Origin of the sequence: Clostridium swellfunianum (genome assembly GCF_023656515.1) — a bacterium.
GTDB lineage: Bacteria > Bacillota > Clostridia > Clostridiales > Clostridiaceae > Clostridium_AT > Clostridium_AT swellfunianum.
Map to the genome: position 1 here is coordinate 770,229 of NZ_JAMOFV010000006.1, position 26,950 is coordinate 797,178.

Here is a 26,950-nt window from a genome sequence, read left to right on the forward strand (position 1 = left end):
ATTTTAATGAGCGAGCATATGGAATCAAAAACAAATACACCTTTGTACCATAAGATACAAAACTACATACTGGAGCTTATAAAGGCTAACAAGCTAAAAGAAGGCGATTTAATTCCTACAGAAGTTGAGTTAAGCAATATGTTCAACATGAGCCGCCCTACTGTGAGGCAGGGATTAAACACATTAGTTTCACAGGGTTACTTAAGAAGGATAAAAGGTAAGGGTACTTTTGTTACAAAGCCTAAAATCCTTCAGGAAAATACCCGTTTTATTGAAAGCTACAATAGAGAGATGTCTAATAAGGGATTGATTCCAGAAACTAAGGTATTAGAAATATCCATTAAAATTTGTCCTGACTCTTTGGTAAATAAGCTTGGCATTGAAGAAGGAGCTAAGGTCATCAAACTCACCAGACTTAGGTATGCATATATTGGAGAGAATGAAGATAAAAAGCCTATTCTTTTAACTACAGTCTACATACCTTATAGTAAAATACCTAACCTTATAATGTACGATTTTGAAAAGCGTTCTCTTTATGAGGTTTTTGAAGAAAATAACATTTATACCAAAAAGGTAGTACGTGAAATAGAAGCAAAGCTTTCAGATAAAGAAACAAGCAGGCTGTTAAAAATTAATGACGGTTCTCCTATACATTTGCTATCCTCCTATGGATACCTTGAAGACGGTTCTATTATTGAATACTCTGAGAGTATATATCCAGGAGAGAGAAATAAATTTATTGTTGAAATAACAAGATAACTGCTTTAAAAATAATATAAGAGCGTAAACATACATGTCTTGCACAAGTCTGTTTACGCTCTTTTTTTAGTATGCCTTTTGTTATTCCTCAAGCAAATATTTATTTTCTAAAAGTCTCTTTGAATGCCTGCAGTATCTTATTAAAGAATTATAGGATTCTTCCAAATCCATGTACATATCCTCTACATAGCCCCATTCAGATTTTCTATTGCTCTTGTGCCAAAACTCTTTGTGTTTTTCTCTAAGCTCTTTGGTGCAGCAGGAAAGCTTTTTTAGACTATCTATTTGACTTAAGGCCTCTTCTCTGCTTTTATAGGCTTCAGCTTTTAAAACTATAAGCTTTTTTAAAACGTATATTTGACGCTCTAAGCAAAAGCTAAGTGCTTCAAAAGCATCAAGATTGCAGACAGGCTTCAGGCTGTCAATATACTGCTTTGTTTCAGTTAGTTTTTCAAGCAATTCTGGTGCAAGCTGCTTAAGCTTTGTTGCTGGGGGCTTTCTTGCATCCTTCCAAAATTCCTTTTTTAGCTCGCAATAGCTGTCAGTGTTCATGCCTTCATCAAACTGATACTTAGGAAGAAGTTTATCAAGCTTAACCTCAGGCAATCCAAAAAATGATTTATAAAATGAAAGCATAAATTCTTCAAAGGTCATGTTTGAATTATTGCTCCAGCCAAATAAAGCTCCTATAGCAATAGCTGGCCAGTTAGCTTCTCTTAGCCCATCTCCTCCATCGTTCCAGCTTGACATAACTATTCCCTTAGATTTTCCGTCAGCTGACTTTAAAAGGCCTTTAGTATTCTGCCAGCAAACCTTAAGCTGCGGAGATAGAGTATTCCAGCTCCAAGTTCCTGGAGAAACAAGTATATTAAGCTTCAGGTCATTTAGCTTTTCAACATAGGGATAGCTGTCACGAACACCATAATCCCAAAAAACAAAGGTAGTGCCTTCCGGAAGCTCTAAAGCTTTTTCTATGCATACAGAATAATCACCCCAAGGAGGTGCAAACATATCTGCATACATAAGCATTGTGCAGCCGCGTTTTTTAAGTTCCTCAGAAAGCCATCTATAGTGTTCTACAAATAACCTTCCACCTTCAGCTTTTCCATAGGCCTCTGTAAGCTCGCAGGGTTCATCCCCTCCTACATGTATTGGTCCCTTTCCAAAGGTTTCTACAACTTCATCAAGCATTTTTGAAAGCATTAATCTAACCTTTGGGTTAACAGGATCAAGAACAGATGTAATACCGTCGTTAGGCTTTCCGGGAATCTTAAGCATCACATTATTAAAAGCCTCTAGTTTGCTGTTTTTGTTCCAATGTCCAAGCATATTTACGATAGGCCTTACAGAAATAAAATATTTATCTGCATAGCTGACTATTTCCTTCCATTCCTCAGGCTTTACAGCATCAGAATACTTGCCAGATTCAGGCTCACAGGAAAAAGCAAATACATCCTCTATATAAGGCATATAAACATTATATTTATACTGTGCCATTTTTCTTACTATAGCTTTAAAGTTTTCAAGGGTTGAAATTTGACCTCTTGATATATCATCGGAAGCTGCCCTTATAGACATGCTGGGTTCGTCGTATATATCACAGCAGCCAAGCATTCCATCATTAAGCTTTGAGAGCTCAGCAAGGGTTATGACCCCATAAAATATACCCTTGGCATTAGAAGCTTTTATTTCTATTTTATCGCAGTCTATTGATATACCATAAGCCTCTTCAGGCATGGTTTTTATACTGCCGACTACAGGTTTTTGTCCATCTCCAACACCTGCTTCATCTAATATTTGCGTAGCAGCAGGTACCAGCTCGACTAATTCCTTTTCAGCGTAGAAATCCTTTAAACTTACACTGCCTTCTCTAATAGCTACACTTTTAATCTCAGGTATAATCTTATAATTCAATCTTGTCCACCCCACTCTTAACTAAAATAAAGCGGCTGTCTCAAAATGCGGTTTAGCACAAAAGCAGCTGAAATATATGAGATATGCTGTATGAGCATTTAGCAAAGCTTAGACCTTCTTGCACAGCGGTCAGCTCACTAAGCATATTTTATATATTTCAGCGGTAATTTTATGCTAACCCTATTTTGAGACAGCCCCTATATTATTTTCTACAGTATTAGTTTTCTTGATGGCTTCTTAGCTGGCTGCATATGAACTGTATTTCTTCTTTAATTCTAAACAATTCACTTTCCTTGTTTCTCTTTCTCCAAACCTTGCTGTATTCTACAAACCAGTGTTCTAATTTTGCAGCTAAAACACTATTATCCATTAAAAGCTGTGTATCGCTGCAGCCTAGCTCATACTTTTTCATTGCAAGGAAGCAGCCATGCATTAGCGCTATAGCTTTTGCTGAAACAAGTATTTCTTCTATATCCAATCGTCTGTTTGGAGCTGCAAATTCAGCAGCCTTTCTTATTTCTTTCTCAAGCTGCAGGGCTTTATGATAGGCCTTTATGCTTGTTTCATCTTTTATATCTGCAAGAGTTTTCATTTGTCTTTCCAATTGTCCACTCTCATCAAGCTTATATTCTCTCCACCATACTACATGTGCCCACTTTCCCATATCAACTCTTGAAAGCTCTCTCATAAGAGCTACAATATTTTTATTGCTTCTGCCAAACTCCAGTACAGAAATAGCTTCATCTATTTCACTGATAGTTTTGCTTTCATCTGGATTCCAGGATAATGCAGCACCATATATCATTCCAGGCATGGAGTTTGAAAGCAGGTTTACATGCCCATAATCGCCCCAGTCAGTGTTTAACACTCCAAGTGCGTTATATTTTCTTCCGAAGCTTACCATTTTTCTTATATTTTCAAAAGCATTATCTAGAGCATTCATAAGCATGTTCCAGCCGCCTACACCTGGACATACATATTGTTTTCCTCCAGCCTCAGCTATTGCTTTTGTATCATTCTCCACAACTCCAGCATGATAGGCCCAGTTAAGGTAAATTGCATCCTCAGGTATTTCCTTTAAGTATTCAGGATACTTAAGAATTATATCGCTCCAGAACATAACAGTCTTATCATATCCCTTAACAGCTTTTATTACTTTTTTAAGAAAATCTATATATAATCTTCCTGTTCCAACCTCTTCACCAAGCTTTTGAGTTTTACCCCTGCCTAAATCAAAGGTCTCGTCGCAGCATATATTGAATTTGTCTGAGCTGAACAAAGGAACAAATTCACTTAGCATTTCTTCTACAAGCTTTATACTGCCTTCATTTGAAACATCTAGAGTATGATGCGCTTGTCTCTTATGCCAGCTGTAAGCTTTGCCATAGCTGTCTTCAAGCTCGCATAAATGCTCATAGGATTTAGTGGATAACACTTCATACAAGTGTCCAAAGGTAGCTATTGATGGCACAAGCTCTATGTTTATTTTTTTGCAGTAGGCATCTAACTCAAGTATTTCCTCTGCAGTAAGCGGATCTTTTCCTGTCCAAGCCTCGCTAAGATTTTTAAAAGCAAAAGTATGCTCTATATATAATTGAAGCTGATTTATCTTATAAAACGCTAATCTATCTGCAAGCTCTTTAAGTGTTTCCAGTGTTGGCACCTTTCCTCTTGTTACATCATGATAGTATCCTCTATACTTAAAGTATGGTGAATCCTCTATAGTCAGGCAGCTTAACTCACAGCCCTGCTGTCTTATTATTTGACGCAATGTCTGTATGCCGTATAAAATTCCTGCATCGCCTTGACCATTAATTGTAATACCCTCTTCTGTTATATCAATTGAATAGCTTTCTTCTTCGTCTTTCTCTGTTTTCTTTAAAAAAATTGACCCCTTCTGGCTTTTAAAGGCTTTGTTTATTTTTGCCTTAAAGCCAACAGCTTCTTCTATTTCCCTTTGCAGCAATTTTGCTATTTCAAGATTTTCAAAACTACAAGAACTATGCAGAATAATTTCTGTATCGCTTTCAAGGTAGAAAACCCCATCTTTTGTTTTCATTTCTTTTGGTGTTGGTAATATAAACATAATTATCCTCCCATAAAATAATATATATTGGAGATTTATAAATGCAGAGTTGCCTCTTTTTATGAGACAACTCTTATTATTTAAGCTTTTAAGGTTTTTATTAAATCGCTGGCAATGCCTAGCTTATAGCCAGCAGACTTATAAGTTATAGCTCCACTATTGTCTAAAGCAAACACTAATGGATATTTTCTTGGAATATCGCTATTAAGTGCCTTTGTGAAGCTATCAAGCTTAGCATAAGCTTTGTCCACAGCAAAGCTAGTATTTAAAGGCAGCTCTTTATAGCTGTTAGGGTTGAAGGAGGAAGTTAATTTATCCTCTGCTATAATAAGATATATCTTTCCACCCCAGCTGTTAAACTCATTAGCTAGCTCCTTGAGCTCTCTTAAAATATGCTTTGTAGGCTCTCTGTCAGGATCAATAAAGGCTACTACAGCACCTTTTTCCTTAAGGTTTTCATTTATATCTTCTTTTCTTCCATCCATTGCTATAAGCTCATAGTTTTCCGGAAGTTGTCCATAGATATTTATTTCGTTGTTTTCTTCAAGGTATGTTAGCTCTATAGTACTGTTTTCGTTTTCTTTTACAGTAAAGAAGGTAAATCTTACTAGCACAGTACCATCTGTAAGCCTTACTGCAGAAGTAAGCCTATACTTTCCTTCTATCACTTCTATGCCCTTTTCAAAGAGGCTAAACTCTTTTTCATAGTAGTCCAAAGTTTTAAATACTCCGTCTTCAAATCTTGCAATAGAAAAGTTCCCATAATACTCAGGCTTTTGAGCTTCAGCTGAATCAAGCTTTAATTTTATAGTTCCTGCTGGTCTATGTCCAGTTTCATCCACTACCCTTTCAAAATCTGCATCCTTCCACTGTCCATTTTCAAGATACTGCGGTCTCTTGTCTGATGGCTCTAGTCTTGAAGGAATTCCAAAGCTTCTTGCCATAGCAACAAACAATATGTGCCTTGATGGAGTGTCAGCTTTTTTTAGTTCAAAGCTTCCCTTTGGTGCCGCATAACCAATATAGTAATTGCAGTCATTTAAAACTTCTATATTAGTTTTTACCCATTTTACAAGCAAAGAAGGATTTGACTTAAAGCTTTTTATTTCTTTAGCTGTAAAGTTTCCTTGGAAAAATTCCTTATATGCACCTAACATCTCATAGTTAACACGAGGACACATTATATAAGGGATAAATATTTCCTCTGAATAATCATCTTTTAAAGGCAGGGAATGTATAAGGTGATCCTTAAGCACTGGTCTAAAGGTATCTGTTGGATCTTTTTCTTTAAGACTTTCAAGAAGCTTTAAAGGCCATTCTCCAAACTTTTTTGTTTCTTCCTTTAAAAATTCTGCAATCTCGTGACTATTTCCTTTGGCATTCTTTAAAACCTTCCATACTCTATCCTCTGAAAGCTTTAACTCTGCTGCAAGCTCCTTTGCTTCAGCTTCAGAAACAAAGGTGTTTTCAAAGGCAGTTCTTATTCTATCTTCTTCTTTTAGTCTTAAATCATTATTTTTTCTTTCTTCCTCAGTAGCTTGTGTTTCTGCTTCGTGCCTTTCTGGAGGAGGTACCATTTTAAATTCCAAAACACCGTCCTCTGGAAGCTTGTTAGATAGAAGCACCTCAAAGCTTTCACCGTCTTTAACGCTTATCTTGTTAAAGCCCCAATTATTTCCCTTATAAGCATGAAGCATTATATCTCCATAGCCTGTTGTCACTGAAGCCTCGCCCTTAGAGTCAGTAGTAAGCTTTAAAATAGGATAGAATTGTCCAGTATTATAAAGCTCAAAATTAACTGTAGCTCCTTGTACAGGCTTTTCTTCTTCGTCTACTACTTTTACGGTTATTGTTTTATTTGGAGCATAATTATCTAATAAATTTATTTCTGTAAACCATTCATGAGCCAAGGTAATTTCCTCAGGTCCTGGATAATTTCCTGCAACACGAGTATTAACTAGCATTGCACGCCTTGCTGGTCCGCTAAACCATCCCATATTAAGCTTTGGTTCTGGTTCGCAAGCTCCAAGGAAATACCAATTATCCTCTGCCCAAGCCTCTACCCAGGCATGATTTGAATCACAGTGTGCCCAGCGTGGTGTATAGCATTGCCTAGCAGGTATACATAAGCTTCTTAATGCAGCAACTAATAGGGTAGACTGCTCTCCACATCTTCCAATAGCTGTTCTCATAAGGGTTAAGGGAGAAATTGTTCTAATATCACTGCCTATATATGTAGCTTTTTCATGACACCAATGATTGATTTCTGCAATTGCATCATACATGGATAAATCCTTAATTCTTGTATAGAGCTCATCAAATATTACATCTACAAAGTTTTCTATATTTTCATTGTTAATTCTATAGGGAAGAACAAAATGTATAAAAGAATTTCCTGGTATCTTTTTTCCCCATGGCATTTTATCTCTTATGCTCAGGATTTTTCTAACATGGTTTAGAAAAAATTCTCCATTATTGTCTGCCATATCATTTAATGGCATATAGGCAAATAAAAACTTTAAAGCAAATTTTTCTTCCTCTGTAAGGTCTTCGTTGAAAATAGAAAAAAGCTCTTTTTCTCTTTCCTTAGCTATGCTTCTCTTAAGGTTAAATTTTTGTTCAATATTTTCAACATATTTATCATCTAGGTCAAACATATTAGCCAACTTAATCACTCCTTCCAGGTATAGCCGTCTTCCTTAATGCATATTCTGCTTTTTCCATCAAAGGACTTTGCAGATATTTGAAACAAACTGCTTGTTGTTTCAATATGAGGTATTATACTGAAATTGTCTTCTCCCTTTAACTTCTCAAAGCTTGTGCAGTAGCTTCCATGCTCAGCATAATAATTTCTTTGACGGTAGTATAGCTTTCTTAGCTCCCACTTTATATTCTCGTCAGGATTCATTCTAAACTCAGTTGGTTCCTCTGCAAACACTACGAAGCCCCAAAGCTCTGGATAATGCATGTTTATAAGACCTGTTGGCGACCACACCCAATTGTCTTCAGGGTAGGGTCTTCCAGTTTCAGGATTAATGCACTTAACATATTTTCCATCCTTAAGCTCTGTTCTCCACTGAACTCTTGAAAAATTTATTCTCCAGTATTCTAAAGGCTTTGGTGCTCTCGTTTCTTCTGCACATTCCCTCAGTACAGTCCAAGGCATTGAAACTTCAACACTCCAGCTTATGTTTTCTGCTGCCGGGTTATTTAACTCACCCTTTATATGTACTGCAGTTTTTATTCCTCTTATATCAAAGCTGTTAACAGGCTTTCCGTTATCTCTATAGGGCTTAGTAAGAAGAAGATCCCAGATTGTATTTAATGCATTCATTTCAAACTCGTAATAGTTATGGGTATCACCATCCGGGTCAATAAATATTTCAAAGTCGTTATCTTGGAAAATTACACAATCTCTTTCAGTTAGTGTAGCCCATATCTTGTCCTCTTCTAATTCAGCACCAAAGTATAGGTTTTCCTCATCCCACAGCATTTTAAATCTAGTTTTTTTACCTGGCTTTGGTTTTAAAGCTCCCTCAATATCAACAAATTCCTCACTCCATGAAGCCTTTTCCCAAAAGGTTTTATCAAGCCTGCCATCTATGTTTGGTTTCTCAGTTGCTTTTAAGCATATATAGTGCTTTGGAGAAAAATTTATAATTGGTTCTGGCACCCCGCTATATCCCATAAAATCACTGCCTCTCTAATTCAATTCAATATTATGTCCTTCGCCGCGATACAAATCCAGTTCTTCTTCAAGCTCAATTTTTATAACAGTGCTGTTTTTATCTATTGCCTCTTCAGGTACGTTTATCCAAAGGATTCCTGGAATATTAAGCCATGGTGCTCCCCCCATGCTTTCATGCTTAAGTTCTATATTGCTTCCAACAGTTGATATTCTTTTTATTTTATTTCTTAAACCCTTAACTGCAATGTCATCGTAAGGTCTATCAAAGCAGAAAAGATATAAAGTTTTTCTATCCTTTGAAACAGTAGATGGTCCATAAAAATGACCTGCTGGAAGTCCTGCTTCAGTTCCAAAAATAGCTTCCTCATGCGCATTAATCCATTCTCCAAGACCTAATAACCTGCTTTCTTGCTCTTGGTCAATAGTTCCATCCTCCATAGGTCCTATGTCTAGAAGCATATTGCCTCCCATGCCTATGCACTCTGCAAACATTCTAATAAGCTGCCTAACTGATTTATAGTTTTTATCCCTATGTTGATAGCCCCAAGAATCATTTACGGTTACGCAGAATTCCCATGGTCCTTTAGGTCTGACAATTGGTATTCCCTGCTCTGGAGTCTTATAGTCTCCTAGTCCCCACATTCTTGAGTTTAAAACTACATTTGGGTTTAAGCTATGTAAAAATTCTCTTAGCTCCGGCATTTTCCACTGCTCAGAACTTTTTTCCCAGTCTCCGTCAAACCATAATAAATCAACAGGTGCAAAGTTTGTCATAAGCTCTTTTAGCTGACCTCTGTGGAATTTCAAAAATCTTTCCCAAGCCTCAGGGTTTTCTGCTCCGCTTGGGTGAGTATATTTATTTCTAGCAAGCTTATCTAAATTTTCTCTTTCATCTTCCCTGTATATTGAAGCATAATCTGGATGAGACCAATCTAAGTGAGAGAAATATAAGCCAACTTTTATTCCCTGCTCTCTCATTGCATCTACCCAAGGCTCTATTAAATCTCTCTTAGCAGGGGTTTTATTTATAACATTCAAATCGCTTAGCTTTGTATCCCAAAGGGCTACTCCATCATGGTGCTTTGTAGTAATAACAGAATATCTTGCACCAATCTTTTTAAATAATTCCGCCCATTTTTTAGGATCGTAATTTTGTGCTGTAAAACCTTCGCATTGCTTCATATAATCCTCGTAGGATATACGGTTGTGATAAAAGGACCAGGATTCTGATACACCTTTTACCGCATATATACCCCAGTGTATGAATATACCTAGCTTTGCTTCTTCAAACCATTTTTGAATCATAACTCCATCACTCCTTAAAATTAAGCTATATTCTCCTTCGAGCTTTTATTTAATACCTTATAAATTTGATTTAAAAGCTTGCCGCTGTTGTCTAGGGAATATTCCCAAAACATTATTCCTCCCAAGTCTTCATACCTTATGTAATTAGCCTTATAGGTTAAAGACTCTTCATCATCATAGGATACAAAGGTGCTGCCGTCAAAAAGATATGGAGCCTTTGAGCTGTCATCCCAATATCTTTTAAAGCTGTCATCCTTTAAATAGCTTTCAAGCATATCCTTATAATTACAAGTTGTCCCTCCTGTACTTTCTGCAAGCTGATTTAAGCCTGTACCTTCTCCAGTTACACCCTTCCATATACGAGAATAAAAAGCTGCACCTAAGATTACTTTTTCTTTTGGAACTCCAAGGCTCAAAAGCTTTTGAGAAGCTTTATCTCCACTTATTCCATTTGAATCAAAAGTAGGAGAAAATAAATTTGTATGATGACCTGTAATATTTGTAAAACTTCCTCTCATGTCATAGGTCATAAGATTAATAAAATCCAAATACTTATGTATAACATTCATTTCCACATCATTTATTATTTCTTCTGCCGCTCCAATTGCGATGCTTAATATGTAGTGGTTACCACTTTTACTCTCTAGTAAATCAAGTTTTTCACGCAGGCTCTTTAGCATAAGAGTAAAGTTCACCTTATCTTCTGGTCTTGCTTTTATTCCCGCTTGATCCCAGCATGGGTACTCCCAGTCAAGATCAATGCCATCAAAATTATTTTCTAGCATAAATTTAATTGCACTGTCTGCAAATACTTTTCTGCTTTCATCATTTAAAGCTGCATCTGAAAATCCGTCTGCACTCCAGCCACCAATAGAAATAACAGTTTTAAGGTGTGGATTTTTTTTCTTTATGCTGTTTAAAATATTTATCTTTTGAAGATTTCCAACAACAACACCTTCTCTAATATGGGCAAAGGCGTAGTTGATATGGGTAAGCTTATCTGCCTCAATGTCATGCTCCTGCCATTCAGTGTTATCTGTTAGATAAGCCATAACCTTATATTCTTTATTTTTCAGATTCGTCGCCGTCTCGCTGCTCATAGCTGTTCTCCATTCTGTTTTAATTTTACAAGAAATTCTTTATTTTTCAAACATATTAAATATGGTTTTATTAGTTCCTACTACTCTTTTGTTATCATTTTTTATATCTGCTGGAAAGCTTTCTTTTAGCCTTTTTATAGTTTCCTTATTTTTATATCCAATCTGCTCAAGTATGGAAATCACTATAAAAGGCCACTGTTCTTCTGCACCATCCATAACCTTGATGGCAAATCCCAGCCTTTCCTCTCTAAGAGCAAAGCAATATACTCCTTTTGCCCCGCCTTTTGCAACTATATTTTTATCCATAAGCAAAATAGAACATATCCTATCAGTTCCGGCAACCATCTCATAGTTTTCATTCATAACCCTTGTAATCTTCTCAACAGCTTTCCTTACCTCTATGTCCTCAATCAAGTCTGGGCAAGCCATTTTTAAATAAGCCTTTGCTAGATGCTTCAGCGGAACTGCAAACACTGGCACTCCACATCCATCTACACCTATTTTTATATTTTCCTTAGGATATTCCGTCATTAAAGAAATATAATTAAGTATTTCTTCTTGAGCTGCACTACCAATTTCAAAATAGTTGCCAATATCAATTCCAAGCCCAAGGCAGAGAGTTATAATTCCAAGATGTTTTCCTGAACAGTTGTGATAAATACGTCTTCTGCTTTTATTTTCTCTTATTAAATTTTCTTTTGCAGCCTCCCCTAAAGGATAGGTTGGAAGGCATATTAAAGCTTCTTCATTTATACCTAATTTAACAATGATACTTTCTATTGCTTCAACATGAAAAGGTTCTGCCCTGTGTGAAGCTGTCATCACTGCAAGTTCTCTATCTGTAAAGCCATATTTTTCATAAAGCCCTTCCTTAACTATAGGAATAGCTTGAATAGGCTTAGCAGAAGATCTGAAAAAGGTTAAAAACTCCATATCTCCTACTGAATATTTAATTCCATCATCTGATATACCGCAAATATGCCCTCTATGAACACATTCAAGTATGTCGCCTCTATATTCTTCAACAAGTATTTTATCCATCTCTAATCAACTCCATAGCATTAACTGTGTTAATTGCAGTATAAGACTGACAATAGTGATTGTCAGTCTTATTTTTTTAGAAAAAATTATATACTTTTATAGCTTAGAATTATTTTTAATAAAGTCTATAAGCTCATCAACATGAGTATATGCCAAGCCTGTTACAGTATCTGCAGCACCATAGTAGATTGCAATTTTTCCTGTATCAGCATCTGCAAGTGCAGCGCATGGGAATACTACGTTTGGCACATCACCAACACATTCGTATATGGTTTGAGGGGATATTATATATGGTTCAGTTCTATATAGAACCTTCCATGGTTCATTAATATCCAATAGTGCAGCTCCTGCACTGTAGACATAACCATTACAGGAAGTTAACACGCCATGATATATAAGCAGCCAGCCTTCGGAGGTTTCTATTGGAACTGGACCTGCACCTATCTTGGTGCTTTGCCAGCTGCCTCTTTTGCCCATAACATGTCTATGGTGTCCCCAGTACTCCATGTCTGGACTTTCACTGTAGAATATATCACCAAAAGCTGTATGGCCTGTGTCGCTTGGTCTGCTTAACATTGCATATTTTCCATTAATCTTTCTAGGAAATAGTACACCATTCCTGTTATATGGAAGGAATGCATTTTCTAGCTGATGAAACTCTTTAAAATCATAGGTATATGCAACTCCAATAGTTGGTCCATGGTAGCCATTGCACCATGTAACATAATATCTATCCTCTATAAAACATACACGAGGATCGTAAGCATATACAAAGTTTCCAATTTCTTCATTATCACATTTAAACTTAATTGGTTTTTCATCTATGTTCCAGTTAATTCCGTCTTTACTTTTTCCACTATGCACAAGCATTTCTCTGCGCTTATCATCACATCTGAAAACTCCTGCAAATTCACCTTCAAAAGGAACTACCGCACTGTTAAATATACTGTTTGAGGTAGGTAAAAGATCTCTTGGAATTATAGGATTTTGACTATAACGCCATACTACATCCTTGCAGCCAGCTGGTTTCTCCTCCCACGGTATATTTGGAATTGATTGCCCTATTATTTTATATTTTGACATAATGTACTTTCCCCTTTTAGTAATACTTATTTCGCTATATAAGGTTTTAATTGTGAAACTTAACTTATACATGTCATAAAACAGGCAGCTTTAAGCCTTTTTAGGACATGTATAAGTTAATAGTTGAATTTAAAACCCTATAGGATTTTATACCTAACTATTAACCCTTTACAGAACCTACCATAGTACCTTTTACAAAGTACTTTTGTACAAATGGATACACTACTAATATTGGTATAGTTGATACCATAATAGTTGCCATGGTAAGGGTTTTTTGAGAAACATCCGCTGCGTTTTCATTTCTAACAGTTATACCTTGTCTGGTCATAGCTTCTTGAGTATTTGTTATAATTTCTCTTAAAACCGCCTGAAGTGACCATTTATCCCTATCAAAGATATACATTATTGAAGTAAAGAAGTCGTTCCAAAAACCTACTGCCAAGAATAGGGATATAGTGGCTAGGATAGGTTTTGATAGCGGCATTATTATCCTAAAAAATACTACCAAATCAGAGGCTCCATCAATTTTAGCTGATTCCTCCAAGCTTTCTGGAATACCTTTATAAAAGTTTTTTATAACAAGTATATTCCATACGCTTACACAGCCTGGCAAAAACAATGCCCAATAAGTATCCAGCATATGAAGCTTCTTTAAAAGTATATATTCAGGAACTAATCCTCCACCGAAGAACATTGTAAAAAGGAATAGGTAAGTGAAGATTTTTCTTCCCGGCATATCCTTTTTAGATAGTGGATAAGCAGTCATTGCTGCTATTAATGTTCCAAGTCCAGCTCCACCTGCTGTTACTATAAAGGAAGTCTTAAGGCCAGATAATATAGACTTGTTTCTTAAAACCATTTTATAAGCATCTACTGTAAATCCTTTAGGCTTCATGAAGGCACCACCGCTTATTGCTAAGTGTGGTGTACTAAGGGAGTACATAATAACATACCAAAATGGATAAATCATAAGTATTATTAAACTTGCCATCAAAACAACATTTACTACATGAAAGGTTCTTTCACTACGCGATTCTTTAATTGCCATATATACTCACCTCCTACCATACGCCTTCTTCGCCAACTTTATTAGCGATTTTATTAGTTGCTATAATCAATACCAATGCTATTAACGATTTAAACATACCTGCAGCTGCACCTAAACTGTAAGCCGCTTCTTTAATACCCTTTCTATATACGTAAGTATCAATAATATCCGCCACCGGCATTACCATATCATTGTATAAAAGGAATATCTGTTCAAAACCAGCATTGAGCACTCCACCAAGTCCAAGTATAAACAAGGTCATTATTACCGGTTTTATGCACGGAAGAGTTATATGCAGCATTCTTTGGAATAAATTAGCTCCATCAATTTTGGCAGCCTCATATAGCTCTTGATCAACACCAGCTAGTGCCGCCATGTATATGATGGTTCCCCAACCTATGCCTTTGTAGATATCAGTAATTACAAGTATACTTCTAAAGCTTTCCTTGCTTCCAAGAAAGTCAAAAGAAGCCCCTCCAAAGGATCTTATTATTTCATTTACAAAACCATCAACTGGATTAAGAAAAGTTCTTATTATACCAGCGAAAACAACCCAAGATACAAAGTGTGGCAAATACACTATTGTTTGAGTTAGTTTTTTGAATTTTAGATTCTTAAGCTCATTTAAAAGTAGAGCAAGTATTATTGGCGCAGGAAATCCGAAAAACATTTTAAGCAAACTTATTATTACTGTATTTTTCATAACAAGCGGGAACTTAGGAGTATTAAACAAATCCCTAAAGTTTTTAAGCCCAACCCAAGGGCTGTCCATAATACCTTTAAACATATTGTAATCTTTAAAGGCAATAACTGAACCATACATGGTTATATATCTAAAGATTATTAGATGTATTACACCCGGAAGTATTAATAAATATAAGTATTTATGCTTACATATATTAGCCCACAGCTTTTTTAACGATTTAGAATTAGGAGTTTTCTTTATTGGATCGCTATTTATAGTTGCGTTAATTTCACCCATTATCAATTCACATCCTTAATATTGAAAAATAATATTGCAAATAACCAGGAATGCGTCACTTATCTATAGAAGAAGTATTTTTATTGAAACAAAGGCTCCAATAAAAATACTTCCTTAGTACTAGTTAACTTTTAACTCTTTTTCATAAACCTTTTTAAAGTCTTCGAAAGCTCCCTTTTCCTTGCTGTAAAGCTCTGTAGCTTCCTTTTCAATTTGTTTTCCTTCAAATTTGTTGTAGTATGCATCGATAAATTTGTCATATTCCTTTATATCTTTTTGACCAGTGATAATACCAATGAATATTTCGTTAGCCATATCATCAATTTCAGTTGCATGCTTCATGTAAGTAGGCATATTGTCTCTAACGCTCATGCTGAAGTGGTGAATTCTATCTCTAGTAGCATCAGCTGACTTAACTCTAGCTTCTGCAAGCTTAGCCATTTGTGGAAGATCTGGAACAAGCTTTGGTCCGAACCAAATCCAACCAAGTGAGCCTAATCCAAGATTATTCTTCTCTTCCTCGGATATAAGTCTCTTAGCCTGACCATTTTCCATCTTATAGTGCTTTCCTTCTTCACCATACTCGTTAAGCATACCAATTTCTTTTGTCATCATCTTGTCAAGAACGTTTACTACAGTTTGAGGATTTTTAGGATGATTTGTTACACTTATATAACACCATGATCCTGGTGGTTCTGGATAATCTCCGCTTAAGCCTTCAGGTCCTTTGATTGGATCTATTGGTAAAAGCTCAGCATTTGGAACATTAGCCTTTAAAGCTTTGTTTGTTCCATCATCTGGACTATAAAAGCCCTGCCAGCTGTAGAACAATCCAATCTTATTTTTAGATATTATTTGTCCAATATCGCTTCCAGTAAATACAGTAGGCTCAATTAAACCTTCTTTATACATATCTCTTAGTGTCTGTAAAGCTTGTTTAGTTTCTGGAACAGTTGCGCCAAACTTTACTGTACCGTCTTTATATTTACCAAAGAAATCAGGAGCATAACCATAAGCATAGAATACTGGTGCAAAAGCTCTCCAATCCACTGAACCTGAGTTTTGTCCTCCAAATCCGTATGTATCTGCCTTTCCATTTCCATCAGGGTCATTCTTAGTAAATGCTCTTGCAACATTTATAAACTCATCAAGAGTTGTTGGCACTTTTAAGCCTAATTTATCCAACCAGTCTTTTCTTACAAAAGTACTCATTGTTGAACCGTTTCCATTTATATCAGTAGGAATCCTATATAATTTGCCGTTTTCATAATACGGGAATAACATTTCTGGTGTAAACTTTTTAAGCATATTCTTATCTTTAGTTTGCTTTAAAAGAGGCATCAAATCTACAAGAAGTCCTGCTTCCTTCCACTGTTTGTACTCCGTTCCCATTCCGTTATACCACAGTACATCAGGTCTCTTGTCATTATCCTGCATTAAAAGATTAGTCTTAGTATTTTTTTCTTCCCAGCCTGGAAGCATGATAAAGTCAAGTTCAGCATTTAACTTGTTTCCCACTTCTTTTTGAAGCCAAGTGTCAGGTTTCTTAGGACCTGCCATCAAAGTTATTGAAATTTTAGGTTTTCCCTCTTCAGTTGTTGTTGGATTTGCTTTTTTACAGCCAGCTAACAACGAAGTAGAAATTGCTGCTACAAGCACTAGACTTAATAACTTTTTACTCTTCATAGTTTTTTCCCCCTATTTTAATATAATTTAACTCAAAACTCGCTAAACCTAAGGTTATTTTTTATATTTTTTAACCTTCATATTTGTTAGTTTTAACTCGTTTCTATGATTAAATTATAACCTCATTTAACGTAAATTTCAATAGAATTTTTAATATTTTTTTAAATTTTGTAAACTATTTCACCTTTGTAAAAACTCGATTTTAAATCTATATTCCTGCTGTACAAAATTGTTCTGTCGAACTCTGTATTTTTCTTGACCTTTCTTGTTGTTTAGGTTAAAATTAACTTATTATTAACTCTAAAACAGTTGTGTTATAAATAAAATAAATAACCTAATATAGAGTTATATTTGTTTTATCTATATAGGATAATATTATCATGAATAATTAGGGTGTGGTGATTAAGATGAGTAAAGTAACCTTGGAAAGTATTTCTTCTATTTTAAATGTATCTCAAAACACTGTTTCTAAAGCATTAAGAGGAGCCCCAGGAGTAAGCGATGAGCTAAGAGCTAAGATATTTAACCTTGCAACAGAAATGGGTTATAAAAAAGTTCAGCAGGCTGCTGAAATATCAGTTAAAAACATAACCTTGCTATGCCGCAGCAGTTTTTTATCCGATGTAACCTTTTGGTCTCAGGTATTCTCAGGCATAAGTAAGTATTGCAGCAAAAACAATATAAAATTAAGCGTAGTAAGCATTGATGGCAGCAAAGAAGAAAAAGCCGAAACTATATTATCAATTATGCCTTATACAGCTGATGGTTTTATTATTGCAGGCACAATAAGCGACACTTTACTAAAAAAGATAAAATCCTCAAAGATTCCTTTTGTAGTAGTAGACCATTTTAGCGAAGAAGTAGATTGTGATTATATTAATATTTCAAACAAACTAGGAATTTATAAATTAATGAAGCACATTTATACTAACGGGCATAGAAATATAGGCTTTATAAGCAACTCCATATCTGCCTACAGCTTTACAGAAAGATTTGATGCCTATTTAAAATACATGAAGGACTTTAAGCTTCCTGTTAAGGATGAATATTTATGGCTGGAAGCAGAATATATCCAAACTGACTACTTGAAAAACAAGCTTTCTTCTTCTATTAAAAATAAAGATTTTCCTACTGCTTGGATTTGTGTAAATGATAATACAGCTCTTACTTTTATAAAAGCTTTAACTGAAATGAACATATCAGTTCCAGAAGATGTCAGCATCGTTGGTTTTGATAACATTTCAGAGTTAATTTATACAAATTTAACCACTATAGATGTTCCAAAGCAGAGCATTGGTGAAAAGGCTGTTGAACAGCTTATTAGCAGAGTAGAAAATCCAAACAAGCCCTTAGAAGATGTAATGTTAAGTGTAGAACTAATAGAAAGAGCTTCTGTAAAAAAGCTATCTCTTACTGAATAACTTTAAAACTTTAAAATAAGGTTACGTTTAAGAACAGTGTTGATTTTTGAATAGGAACTTCCTCTAGGAAACCGTTCGCTATGCAAGAAATTCTAAGCTTTCCTTTGTTTAAAAGTCCTAAGCCGACTAAACTCGCTTCGCTTTAAACAGTAGCCGGCTCTTAACGGACCTTTAAAGCCGGAAAGCTAAGACTTTCTAGGCTTCGCTCAATGATTTCTACGAGGAAGTTCCTATTCCATATCAACACTGTTCTTAAACAGAGCCTAATTTTTTGGTTAGGTTTAATAAATATGTTGAAGTAAGCAGGTTATTTGTTCTCGTAGAAAACATTGAGCGAACATCAATAAGACTTGACTTTTTTTATATAATTCTGCGTTAAGAAATTTTTACTGTTTGAGCGAAGCGAGTTTAAAAATTTTAGCAGAGTTATATAAAAGAAGTCTTAGTCTTATATGTGCAGCGAACGTTTTCCTAGAGAACAAATAACCTGCGTGAATTCAACATTATTTATTAAGCTTAGCTTAATTTTAAAAAAATTTTTCATCAGATTTGAAATCTCTCTAAAAGCTGCATATTTATTAAACGAGGAGCTATTAAAAATTAGAGAGGTGCTTTAGATGAAAATGATAAAAGTAGTAACAAAAAAGATAAGAATGGATTATGTGAATTTATTTTCTCCAAAGGCTATGATGCCTGGAGAGGAACAGAAGTACAGTGTATGCATACTTATTCCTAAAACTGATATTGAAACTGTAAGCAAAATAAATTTGGCGGTGGAGGCTGCAAAGAGAGCAGATATTTCACTATGGGGATATGAGATGCCAAGCAACTTAAAAACTCCCTTAAGAGATGGGGATTTGGAAAAACCTAATTATGAGGATTATAGAGGACACTACTTTCTTAATGCTGTTTCTAGGAGAAAGCCTGAGGTTGTAAACAAAAAACTTGTTGAAATTAAGGAGGAAGAGGAAGTTTATTCTGGCTGCTATGGAAGGGTATCCATAAACTTTTATCCCTTCAACTGGAATGACAACAAGGGTGTTGGCTGCGGCCTTATAAATGTTCAAAAGCTTGAAGATGGCGAACCGATTGGTACAAGCTTTAGTGCTGAAGAAGATTTTGGAGCAGAGGATGGTGATAAGCCATGGTAGAAGGTAGAAGAGTTTTAGCAATAGATATAGAAACCTGTTCAGGATTGGACCTTGCAAAATGCGGGGTCTATTCCTATGTGCAGAATGAAGACTTTGAGATTTTGCTTTTTGGCTATGCCTTTGAGGAAGAGGAAGTAAAGGTTATTGATTTAAAAAGCGGAGAAGAGCTTCCTGAAAAAGTTAAAAAGGCACTTGTAGATCCAAAGGTAATTAAAACAGCCTTTAATGCAAATTTTGAGCGCACCTGTCTTAGCTGGTATTTAAAAACGGATATGCCTCCTGAGCAGTGGAGATGCACTCAGGTAATGGCACTAAGCCTTGGTCTGCCAGCAAGCTTGGAGGCAGCAGCTCAGGTTTTAAAGCTTAAGGAGCAGAAGCTTTCGGAAGGAAAAAAGCTTATTAAGTATTATGGTACAGCTAGAAAAAGCTTAAGCCTTCAAGCTGAGGATAGAGAAAGCTGGGAGAAGTTTAAAGGCTACTGCAGGCAGGATGTAGAGGTGGAAAGAAGCCTTAGAAAGCAGCTTGAAAGCTATGAAATAACAGATAAGGAGCAAAGGCTTTGGGTTTTAGACCAGCATATAAATGATTATGGGGTAAAAGTGGACAAGGAACTTTTAGAAAAGGCCTTAAGCTGCAATGCCTTAAATGCTGAGAGCATTGAAAAGGAGCTAATAGAATTAACTGGTGTAAAAAATCCAAACAGTGCAGCTCAGCTTAAGAAATGGCTTTATGACAATGAGGGGCTAAAGGCAGATTCTTTAAATAAGGAAGCGGTTGAGGAGCTTTTGGAGCAGGAAAATAGCGCTAGAGCTAAAAGGGTTTTGAGTTTAAGGCAGGAGCTTTCCAAAACTTCAATTAAAAAGTATGAAGCAATGAAAAGAGCTATGTGCAGTGATGGCAGAGTACGAGGCTTGTTTCAGTTTTATGGTGCAAACAGAACTGGCAGATGGGCAGGAAGGCTGGTTCAGGTGCAAAACCTGCCTCAGAACAAAATGGATGAGCTGGATTTGGCAAGAAACCTGTTAATAAAGGGTAATACTGAAGCACTTGAAGGCTTAACCGGCAGCTCCTCACAGGTGTTGTCTCAGCTTGTAAGAACAGCTTTTGTGCCTGAGGAGGGGGCAAGATTTATAGCTGCGGATTTTAGTGCTATTGAAGCTAGAATAATAGCTTGGCTTGCAGGTGAGCAGTGGAGAATAGAAGTTTTTAAAGCTCATGGAAAGATATATGAGGCTTCTGCTGCAAAAATGTTTAAGGTGCCTATAGAGTCTATTGGAAAAGACAGTGCTTTAAGGCAGAAGGGAAAAATAGCTGAACTGGCGCTGGGCTATCAGGGAAGCAAGGGGGCTCTTATAAATATGGGGGCTTTAAAAATGGGCTTGAAGGAAAGAGAGCTTATAGAGCTTGTTACAGCCTGGAGGGGTGCAAATAAAAATATAGTTAAGCTTTGGCAGCAGGTGGAAATGGCTGCAGTTACTGCAGTAGAACAAAGAAGAGCAGTTAAGCTTCAGCACAAGCTTGAATTTTTCTTTGAGAGGGGAATTCTTTTTATTAAGCTTCCCTCGGGCAGAAAGCTTTCCTACATAAATGCAAGGCTTAAATTAGATTTTGATTTTAATAAATACATAATTACCTATGAGGGCATAGATCAAACAAATAAGCTCTGGACAACCTTAAAGACCTATGGAGGAAAGCTTGTAGAAAATATAGTGCAGGCTATAGCTAGAGATTGTCTGGCAGAGGCAATGCTTAGGCTTTATGAGAATGGCTATAAAATTGTTATGCATATTCATGACGAGGTGGTTTTAGAGGTGCCGGAGAATTTTGGCTCCCTTGAAGAGGTGCAGGAAACTATGGCTGAGCCAATAGCTTGGGCCAAGGGGCTGCATTTAACCGCAGAGGCCTTTGAAAGCAAGTACTATAGAAAATAAATAAGCAAAGGAGGATAAGCATGATAAACATAAATTATGATGGAATTATAGCTATAGCAGAAGGCAAGAGCAGAAAAGAAGCTGTGTGGATAAACAAGGAGCTTAAGTGGTCTGAGCTTTTAGAAAGGCTAAGTGAAACCACCTATACCCATGAAACCGCTGAGCAGTATAGAAGCCTTCCTAAAAAGGAGCAGGATGCTATTAAAGATGTTGGGGGCTTTGTTGGAGGCACCTTAAAGGATAGAAAAAGAAACAGCTGCAGTGTTTTAAATAGGACACTGCTTACTTTGGATGCAGATTTTGCTCAGGAAGGGTTTTGGAGACTTCTAGCTGACAGCTTTAATTATGCCTGCTGCATTTATTCAACTCACAAGCATGTAAAGGATAAGCCAAGGCTTAGGTTGGTTATTCCCTTAGAAAGAGCTGTTACTCCTGAGGAATATGAGGCTGTGGCAAGAAAGGTTGCTAAGGATATTGGCATTGATTATTTTGATGACACTACCTATGAGCCTTCAAGGCTAATGTACTGGCCCTCTACCAGCAAGGACGGCTTATTTGAGTTTGAATTTAAGGATGATAAGTGGTTGAAGCCTGAGGACATACTTGCAAGCTATGAAGATTGGAGGAATAGAAGTCTTTGGCCTGAAGCTTCAAGATTAAAGAGCAAAATTAAAAGACTTAAAGACAAGCAAGGCAATCCAAGAGATAAAAAGGGCTTTGTGGGAGCCTTTTGCTGCACCTATAATGTACCTGAAGCTATAGATAAATTTCTTCCTGAGGTTTATGAGAAAACCTTGGAGCAAAGCAGGTATACCTATATGAAAGGCTCAACCTGGGGAGGACTAATAATTTATGAGGAAGGTAAATTTGCCTACTCTCATCATTCAACAGATCCTGCAGGAGGCAAGCTGTGCAATGCCTTTGATTTAGTGAGAATTCATAAATTTGGACACCTAGATGAAGGCATGGAGGAGAAGGCTTCTTCAGCAAAGCCGCCTTCCTATGCTGCGATGCTTCGCTTTGTGCAGGAGCTGGAGGCAGTAAAAATTACTCTTGGGCAGGAAAGGCTTAAGCTAGTTAGACAGGATTTTCAAGTAGTAGAAGAGGAGGTAGCTCTTGAGGTGGCTTGGCTTAAAAAGCTTGAGACAGACAACAGAGGAAACTACAAGCCAACCATAACCAATATAGTTTTAATTCTTGAAAATGATCCCTATATAAAAGGAAAGATAGCTTTAAATGAATTTTCACATTCAACAATGCTAAGAGGAGACGTGCCTTGGCATAAGCTGGAGAATAAAAGCGAGGGAGATATATTTTCAGACAGGGATGATGCAGCCTTAAGGCAGTACTTAGAAAAGGTCTATGATATAAGCTCGCCAAATAAAATTTTAGATGGGGTGTTAATTATTGAGGAGAAAAACAAGTATCACCCAATAAGGGATTATATAAACTCCTTAACCTGGGACGGCACTCCCAGGCTAGATACGCTTTTAATGGATTATTTGGGAGCAGAGGACAATAAGTATGTAAGAACTGTAACAAGAAAGGCTTTAGTAGCTGCAGTAGCCAGGGTTTTTAAGCCTGGTATAAAGTTTGATAACATGCTTGTTTTAGTTGGAAAACAGGGCATAGGAAAAAGCCATATTATAAGACTTTTAGGGCAGTCCTGGTTTTCTGATTCCTTTACCACAGTGCAGGGCAAGGAAGCCTATGAGCAGCTTCAAAATGCCTGGCTTATTGAGCTTGCTGAGCTTTCGGCCACCAGAAAGGCTGAAGCTGAGGCAGTTAAGCAGTTCCTTTCAAAATGCGACGACAGCTACAGGGAAGCCTATGGCAGAAGAGTAACCAAGTTTCCAAGGCAGTGCGTGTTTTTTGGCACCACCAATGACTATAATTTTTTAAAGGACAAAACAGGAAACAGAAGATTTTGGCCTGTGATAGTTAATGCTTCAAAACGCAAAAAGAATCTTTGGCTTTCTATGAATCAGACTGAGATAGATCAGATTTGGGCTGAGGCTTTTGAACTTTGGAAACAGGGGGAAGAGCTGTTTTTAAATGAAGAACTTGAATATCTTGCCAGTGAGGTGCAGGAACTCCATACTGAGCAGAGTAACATGGAGGGAGCTATAAGAGAGTATTTAGAGCTGGGTTTGCCTATAAACTGGGGCGATATGGATATTGGAGCAAGAAGACGCTACATTCATGGCACTGACTTTGGAGAAGCAGAAGAAGGCACTGTGCCTAGAACCAAGGTATGCGCTTCAGAAATATACGTGGAGCTTTTATACGGAGATTATAAGGATATAGACTCCTATAGGGCCCGGGAAATAAATTATATTATACGAAAAATAGAAGGCTGGGAGCCCTATACAAAAAATAGAGGCAGGCTCCATTTTGGAAAGCTATACGGTAAGCAAAGAGCCTTTGTAAGGTCAGACAATGGGGGCTTAGAATAGGACCCTAATTAAAAATTGGTCCTCAAGGGTCCAATAAGCCATGGGACCATAGGACCATAAAAAAATTTTAGGGTCCAAGCAATGGTCCTATGCTAAATCAAGGAAAATCAAAGGTTCAAATGGGATTGGACCTATGGGACCCTATTTTTATATATAACCTTAAAAGTATAAATTAAGGGAGTAAAGGTAAGTAATACCCTAATAAATAGTATAATAAGTTAATGAATTTAGAATAGGGTCCTAGGGTCCAATTTTTAAGGATTGCTATTTAATTGCTGGGAGATATGTTTTTTATACCTTTGCTGCTCATTGGCTTGTAACAGTTATTTAACATAATGAAATATTAACAAATAGGCAGCTTTGTGTTATTATTAAGTTGTCAGATTTTAACAACTCTGTAACATAAATAAGTTGTTAATTGTAATAAATTAACACGAATATATGGGCTAAAAGCCTTAATGAAGTATAAGGAGGAATTGCCTTGAAGCTTATAATTGCAATTGTTCACGATGAGGATGTAAACAGAATATTAGATGAATTTAGTGATAACAATCTCAGAATAACTAAAATGAGCACCACTGGAGGCTTTTTGAAATTAGGAAATACAACGCTTCTTTCCGGTGTGGAAAATCATGAACTTCATACAGCTATCCAAATAATAGCAAACAATTCGCAAAGAAAACAACAAGTAGAAAACAATAGTTCTAGCAAGTTAACAATAGGGAGAGCCACTATCTTTGTAGTTGATGTAGAGAGGTTTGAAAAGTATTAGGGTAGTATAATTAGGTAAGTTTTTAAAAATTTTATTTATATTACTAGTATAGACTTAATAAAAAAGGACTTACTGTCATAAAGTAAGTCCTTGATACATTTGTAAGAGAATTAACTGTGCATTAAAAAGAATTATGGATTTAGCTCATATTGAATTGGGTATACCTCAAGTATATTACTATACTTGATCCTTGTATCCTTCACGAATCAAGTGATATTCTCCGGTCTCTGTGTTTAAATCATAGATGTTAAAATTGCTTCGTATATCAAAACCTTCATGATGAACAGCCAGATTTATAGATGCGGAACCGTCTTCACCGCTGACAATGCGATGAAAGACCCCTGCAGGCCAGACAAGCATAGCACCACCAGTGTATATTAGCTTACCACCTTTTAAAATTTTGTCTGGATATACAGTAAAATGTTCCACTTTGCCATGTACTTTGTTATAAATGTCAACTTCACGTTTTCCATGAAGAACTAAAAGGTTATCATCTTGATGAGGGTGCATGTACCACGGATATGAGACAGAACCAACAGGTCCAGGAGAAACTGCACTATGGTTATGAAGTACACGATCAATGGAATCAATATGTGAAATACTGTCCATTGGGAAAAGATCAAAAATCACACCTTCTGTTTTTCGAAACGGTTTAAGTTCAATGATCTGGTATAAACCTTTAACTTCTTCTATAATATTCATTGTAAGATACCTCCTCAATAAAAACATATAATTGTGAGTTCATTATAAATATACCTAAGTATTAATTCAATATTACCTAAATATGGAATTAAAATCAAGAAGCTTTTCGATAAGTTGACATATTTCACAGATTAGGACTTGGTGGCTCTATTTTATATTATGACTATACATTCAAATCTCTTTTTTTGTAAAAGACATAGGGTGAGCTAAATAATATTGCTATAATCACAACACACAGAACTAAAAAAATCGGCTTAAAACCTCCTTGCAGGAGTAGTTGCTCTGCCTCAAAGTATTTAATTGGGGTGAAATATTTCAGGCCATCAAGTTTGCTGTTCATATCAATTATCTTTGCAAGCATCAATGTAATTAGCAGTATGGTAAGTGCTGCGACCGAAGACATCTTTGGATTTTTACTGATTGCTGCGGATGCTGTTCCAACAAGTAAAAATATTAACTGTAAAATAAACATTCCAATCATTAACATAATAATTTCTTTAGTAATTGATTGACCTTTGTTGTAATATTCCAACATGATTAATGAAGAGAGGGTCGTAACCATATTAAATATAAAGATATTTGTAAAACCTGCTAACAGCTTTGAAGTGATGATTTCATTTCTTGTAACAGGTTTTGCAACTATGAATTCTGTTGTTTTATTCTGTTCTTCCTTTGATATAATGCTGGCTCCAATCATAGCTGAATGAATTGTTGCCATGAGCACAAGGTAATAATATAATAGTCCATAATATCCACCGGCAGTTGATAGATCAAAGGAACCCCGTATCCCAAGTATAACTCGCACTGCTTCAGGCAATTGAGAAATAAGTTCATTCAGGGATTGATTTGAACTATATTCAGCTCCGAATTTCCACATACTTGCTGCAACCATATAAAATGCGCCAATGCACCATATAATTAGGGATTTTCTATGTGCTTTTAGCTCTCTGACAAATATATTCATATTGAGACCTCCTTGTTTTTTAAATTACTTTTAATTGCTATAATCTAAAATTAAACTATTAAGCAGCATGTACATCTTTTTTCTCATAGATAATTAGGCTTAATATTACTCCAGCTATAATCAGCAGGAATGTAATAATAATAAATGAAACTTCATAAGATACATTTTTTATTATATATTCACTGTTAAAATATTTTATTGGAATGATATATCTTACTGCTTTCTCTCCTAAAATAGGCTTAAATATACTAAACAGTATTTGATTAATTAACAAAGCACCAATAGCAAGAGCAGCAGCAGATTTCATTTTAACAAATACCACTGCTAATAAGGTTCCAATAATCATAAATAATAGTTGAATAAAAAATAGCGTAATAGAAACCATAAACAGCAATCTAAAGTTTACAGTATCCTGTGACATAAATACTGCCATTAAACTGGAGATTAAAAAGCAAACTATAGTTGTAATAAGTAGAGAGATGCAGGAGGCACCCAACTTTGAGGTGATAATTTGTCTTCGCGTTGCTGGCCTTGTAAAAAGAAAGTCCGCTGTCTTTCCGCTTACTTCTTTAAAAATAACAGAAGCTCCTAAAATCACAGCCTGTATAATTCCAAGTTCCACTACACCATTAAATACAAAGGTGTAAAAACCTAAAAAGCTGGATAAACTGTCTGGTGAAAGCCCAAGTAGATTGCGAACTGCTTCTGGATAGCTTTCAAGAGCCTTTGTTATTACAGCCGCGTTATCATAAAATGCTGGGAAAAATAATGAGAGTATAATAATCCAAGCAGATATTGCAACGGTCCATATAGTGGTAAACTTACTGAATGCTTTTATTTCACGCCAAAATATATTCATAG

General features: G+C 36.1%; 20 protein-coding genes. 6 read left to right on the top strand and 14 right to left on the bottom strand.

The features are described from left to right. Positions 1 to 6: 6 nt before the first annotated feature. On the top strand, positions 7 to 759 hold the full coding sequence (locus NBE98_RS03565) for a GntR family transcriptional regulator (RefSeq protein WP_250812685.1): 753 nt from the start codon (positions 7 to 9) through the stop codon (positions 757 to 759). 81 nt (positions 760 to 840) lie between these two features. On the opposite strand, the gene NBE98_RS03570 is transcribed toward NBE98_RS03565, so the two are convergent. The 11 genes from NBE98_RS03570 to NBE98_RS03620 form a co-directional block, all read right to left on the bottom strand. After that, entirely contained in the window at positions 841 to 2,673 is a 1,833-nt protein-coding gene (locus tag NBE98_RS03570; protein ID WP_250812687.1) for a family 20 glycosylhydrolase, read from the bottom strand. 217 nt (positions 2,674 to 2,890) lie between these two features. Continuing rightward, positions 2,891 to 4,759, bottom strand: a complete 1,869-nt coding sequence (locus NBE98_RS03575; protein WP_250812688.1) for a beta-N-acetylhexosaminidase — start codon at positions 4,757 to 4,759, stop codon at positions 2,891 to 2,893. Positions 4,760 to 4,839: 80 nt separating this feature from the next. Further along, positions 4,840 to 7,416 (bottom strand): transglutaminase domain-containing protein, encoded by a 2,577-nt coding sequence (locus NBE98_RS03580; protein WP_250817457.1) that lies wholly within the window; start codon positions 7,414 to 7,416, stop codon positions 4,840 to 4,842. A gap of 14 nt (positions 7,417 to 7,430) precedes the next feature. Beyond that, the gene (locus NBE98_RS03585; protein ID WP_250812690.1) at positions 7,431 to 8,447 is read right to left on the bottom strand and encodes a carbohydrate-binding family 9-like protein; all 1,017 of its coding nucleotides are present in this window, start codon (positions 8,445 to 8,447) and stop codon (positions 7,431 to 7,433) included. 15 nt (positions 8,448 to 8,462) lie between these two features. Then, on the bottom strand, positions 8,463 to 9,752 hold the full coding sequence (locus NBE98_RS03590; RefSeq protein ID WP_250812693.1) for an alpha-L-fucosidase: 1,290 nt from the start codon (positions 9,750 to 9,752) through the stop codon (positions 8,463 to 8,465). 20 nt (positions 9,753 to 9,772) lie between these two features. Further along, the gene (locus NBE98_RS03595; protein WP_250812694.1) at positions 9,773 to 10,852 is read right to left on the bottom strand and encodes a glycoside hydrolase family 18 protein; all 1,080 of its coding nucleotides are present in this window, start codon (positions 10,850 to 10,852) and stop codon (positions 9,773 to 9,775) included. A 39-nt stretch (positions 10,853 to 10,891) separates the two neighbouring features. Further along, positions 10,892 to 11,893 (bottom strand): asparaginase, encoded by a 1,002-nt coding sequence (locus NBE98_RS03600; protein ID WP_250812696.1) that lies wholly within the window; start codon positions 11,891 to 11,893, stop codon positions 10,892 to 10,894. Positions 11,894 to 11,989: 96 nt separating this feature from the next. Next, positions 11,990 to 12,976, bottom strand: coding sequence for a glycoside hydrolase family 130 protein (locus NBE98_RS03605; protein ID WP_250812697.1), 987 nt, complete (start codon positions 12,974 to 12,976; stop codon positions 11,990 to 11,992). A gap of 160 nt (positions 12,977 to 13,136) precedes the next feature. Then, a complete protein-coding gene (locus NBE98_RS03610) occupies positions 13,137 to 14,024 on the bottom strand; it encodes a carbohydrate ABC transporter permease (protein WP_250812702.1) in 888 nt (295 codons plus the stop codon). A gap of 13 nt (positions 14,025 to 14,037) precedes the next feature. Further along, positions 14,038 to 15,006, bottom strand: a complete 969-nt coding sequence (locus NBE98_RS03615; RefSeq protein WP_250812705.1) for an ABC transporter permease — start codon at positions 15,004 to 15,006, stop codon at positions 14,038 to 14,040. A gap of 120 nt (positions 15,007 to 15,126) precedes the next feature. After that, positions 15,127 to 16,692: a type 2 periplasmic-binding domain-containing protein gene (locus NBE98_RS03620; protein ID WP_250812707.1), complete on the bottom strand. Its 1,566-nt coding sequence runs from the start codon at positions 16,690 to 16,692 to the stop codon at positions 15,127 to 15,129. A 407-nt stretch (positions 16,693 to 17,099) separates the two neighbouring features. On the opposite strand from NBE98_RS03620, the gene NBE98_RS03625 reads away from it, so the two are divergent. The 5 genes from NBE98_RS03625 (at position 17,100) to NBE98_RS03645 (ending at position 24,423) form a co-directional block, all read left to right on the top strand. After that, positions 17,100 to 18,113, top strand: coding sequence for a LacI family DNA-binding transcriptional regulator (locus NBE98_RS03625; protein WP_250812709.1), 1,014 nt, complete (start codon positions 17,100 to 17,102; stop codon positions 18,111 to 18,113). 617 nt (positions 18,114 to 18,730) lie between these two features. Beyond that, positions 18,731 to 19,264, top strand: a complete 534-nt coding sequence (locus NBE98_RS03630) for a DUF2815 family protein (RefSeq protein ID WP_250812713.1) — start codon at positions 18,731 to 18,733, stop codon at positions 19,262 to 19,264. Further along, positions 19,258 to 21,195 carry a DNA polymerase gene (locus NBE98_RS03635; protein WP_250812716.1) on the top strand — a complete coding sequence of 646 codons (1,938 nt, stop codon included), beginning with the start codon at positions 19,258 to 19,260 and terminating at the stop codon, positions 21,193 to 21,195. The genes NBE98_RS03630 and NBE98_RS03635 overlap by 7 nt, the downstream gene beginning before the upstream one ends. A gap of 20 nt (positions 21,196 to 21,215) precedes the next feature. After that, complete coding sequence (locus NBE98_RS03640; RefSeq protein ID WP_250812718.1) at positions 21,216 to 23,651, top strand: virulence-associated E family protein; 2,436 nt, start codon at positions 21,216 to 21,218, stop codon at positions 23,649 to 23,651. 481 nt (positions 23,652 to 24,132) lie between these two features. Then, entirely contained in the window at positions 24,133 to 24,423 is a 291-nt protein-coding gene (locus tag NBE98_RS03645) for a cyclic-di-AMP receptor (protein WP_250812719.1), read from the top strand. A 177-nt stretch (positions 24,424 to 24,600) separates the two neighbouring features. Here the strand turns inward: NBE98_RS03645 and NBE98_RS03650 are convergent, their stop codons facing one another. From NBE98_RS03650 to NBE98_RS03660, 3 genes are all read right to left on the bottom strand, one after another. After that, positions 24,601 to 25,125 carry a hypothetical protein gene (locus tag NBE98_RS03650; protein WP_250812721.1) on the bottom strand — a complete coding sequence of 175 codons (525 nt, stop codon included), beginning with the start codon at positions 25,123 to 25,125 and terminating at the stop codon, positions 24,601 to 24,603. A gap of 163 nt (positions 25,126 to 25,288) precedes the next feature. After that, positions 25,289 to 26,089 (bottom strand): ABC transporter permease subunit, encoded by an 801-nt coding sequence (locus NBE98_RS03655; protein WP_250812723.1) that lies wholly within the window; start codon positions 26,087 to 26,089, stop codon positions 25,289 to 25,291. A gap of 58 nt (positions 26,090 to 26,147) precedes the next feature. Next, positions 26,148 to 26,948: a DUF2705 family protein gene (locus NBE98_RS03660; RefSeq protein ID WP_250812725.1), complete on the bottom strand. Its 801-nt coding sequence runs from the start codon at positions 26,946 to 26,948 to the stop codon at positions 26,148 to 26,150. Positions 26,949 to 26,950: the final 2 nt, after the last annotated feature.

Coding starts and splice junctions, on each gene's coding strand:
- NBE98_RS03635 (WP_250812716.1), top strand. CDS start 19,258: ATGGTAGAAGGTAGAAGAGTTTTAGCAATAGATATAGAAACCTGTTCA.
- NBE98_RS03565 (WP_250812685.1), top strand. CDS start 7: ATGAGCGAGCATATGGAATCAAAAACAAATACACCTTTGTACCATAAG.
- NBE98_RS03575 (WP_250812688.1), bottom strand. CDS start 4,759: ATGTTTATATTACCAACACCAAAAGAAATGAAAACAAAAGATGGGGTT.
- NBE98_RS03630 (WP_250812713.1), top strand. CDS start 18,731: ATGAAAATGATAAAAGTAGTAACAAAAAAGATAAGAATGGATTATGTG.
- NBE98_RS03660 (WP_250812725.1), bottom strand. CDS start 26,948: ATGAATATATTTTGGCGTGAAATAAAAGCATTCAGTAAGTTTACCACT.
- NBE98_RS03585 (WP_250812690.1), bottom strand. CDS start 8,447: ATGGGATATAGCGGGGTGCCAGAACCAATTATAAATTTTTCTCCAAAG.
- NBE98_RS03655 (WP_250812723.1), bottom strand. CDS start 26,089: ATGAATATATTTGTCAGAGAGCTAAAAGCACATAGAAAATCCCTAATT.
- NBE98_RS03620 (WP_250812707.1), bottom strand. CDS start 16,692: ATGAAGAGTAAAAAGTTATTAAGTCTAGTGCTTGTAGCAGCAATTTCT.
- NBE98_RS03640 (WP_250812718.1), top strand. CDS start 21,216: ATGATAAACATAAATTATGATGGAATTATAGCTATAGCAGAAGGCAAG.
- NBE98_RS03610 (WP_250812702.1), bottom strand. CDS start 14,024: ATGGCAATTAAAGAATCGCGTAGTGAAAGAACCTTTCATGTAGTAAAT.
- NBE98_RS03580 (WP_250817457.1), bottom strand. CDS start 7,416: ATGTTTGACCTAGATGATAAATATGTTGAAAATATTGAACAAAAATTT.
- NBE98_RS03615 (WP_250812705.1), bottom strand. CDS start 15,006: ATGGGTGAAATTAACGCAACTATAAATAGCGATCCAATAAAGAAAACT.
- NBE98_RS03600 (WP_250812696.1), bottom strand. CDS start 11,893: ATGGATAAAATACTTGTTGAAGAATATAGAGGCGACATACTTGAATGT.
- NBE98_RS03595 (WP_250812694.1), bottom strand. CDS start 10,852: ATGAGCAGCGAGACGGCGACGAATCTGAAAAATAAAGAATATAAGGTT.
- NBE98_RS03605 (WP_250812697.1), bottom strand. CDS start 12,976: ATGTCAAAATATAAAATAATAGGGCAATCAATTCCAAATATACCGTGG.
- NBE98_RS03590 (WP_250812693.1), bottom strand. CDS start 9,752: ATGATTCAAAAATGGTTTGAAGAAGCAAAGCTAGGTATATTCATACAC.
- NBE98_RS03650 (WP_250812721.1), bottom strand. CDS start 25,125: ATGAATATTATAGAAGAAGTTAAAGGTTTATACCAGATCATTGAACTT.
- NBE98_RS03625 (WP_250812709.1), top strand. CDS start 17,100: ATGAGTAAAGTAACCTTGGAAAGTATTTCTTCTATTTTAAATGTATCT.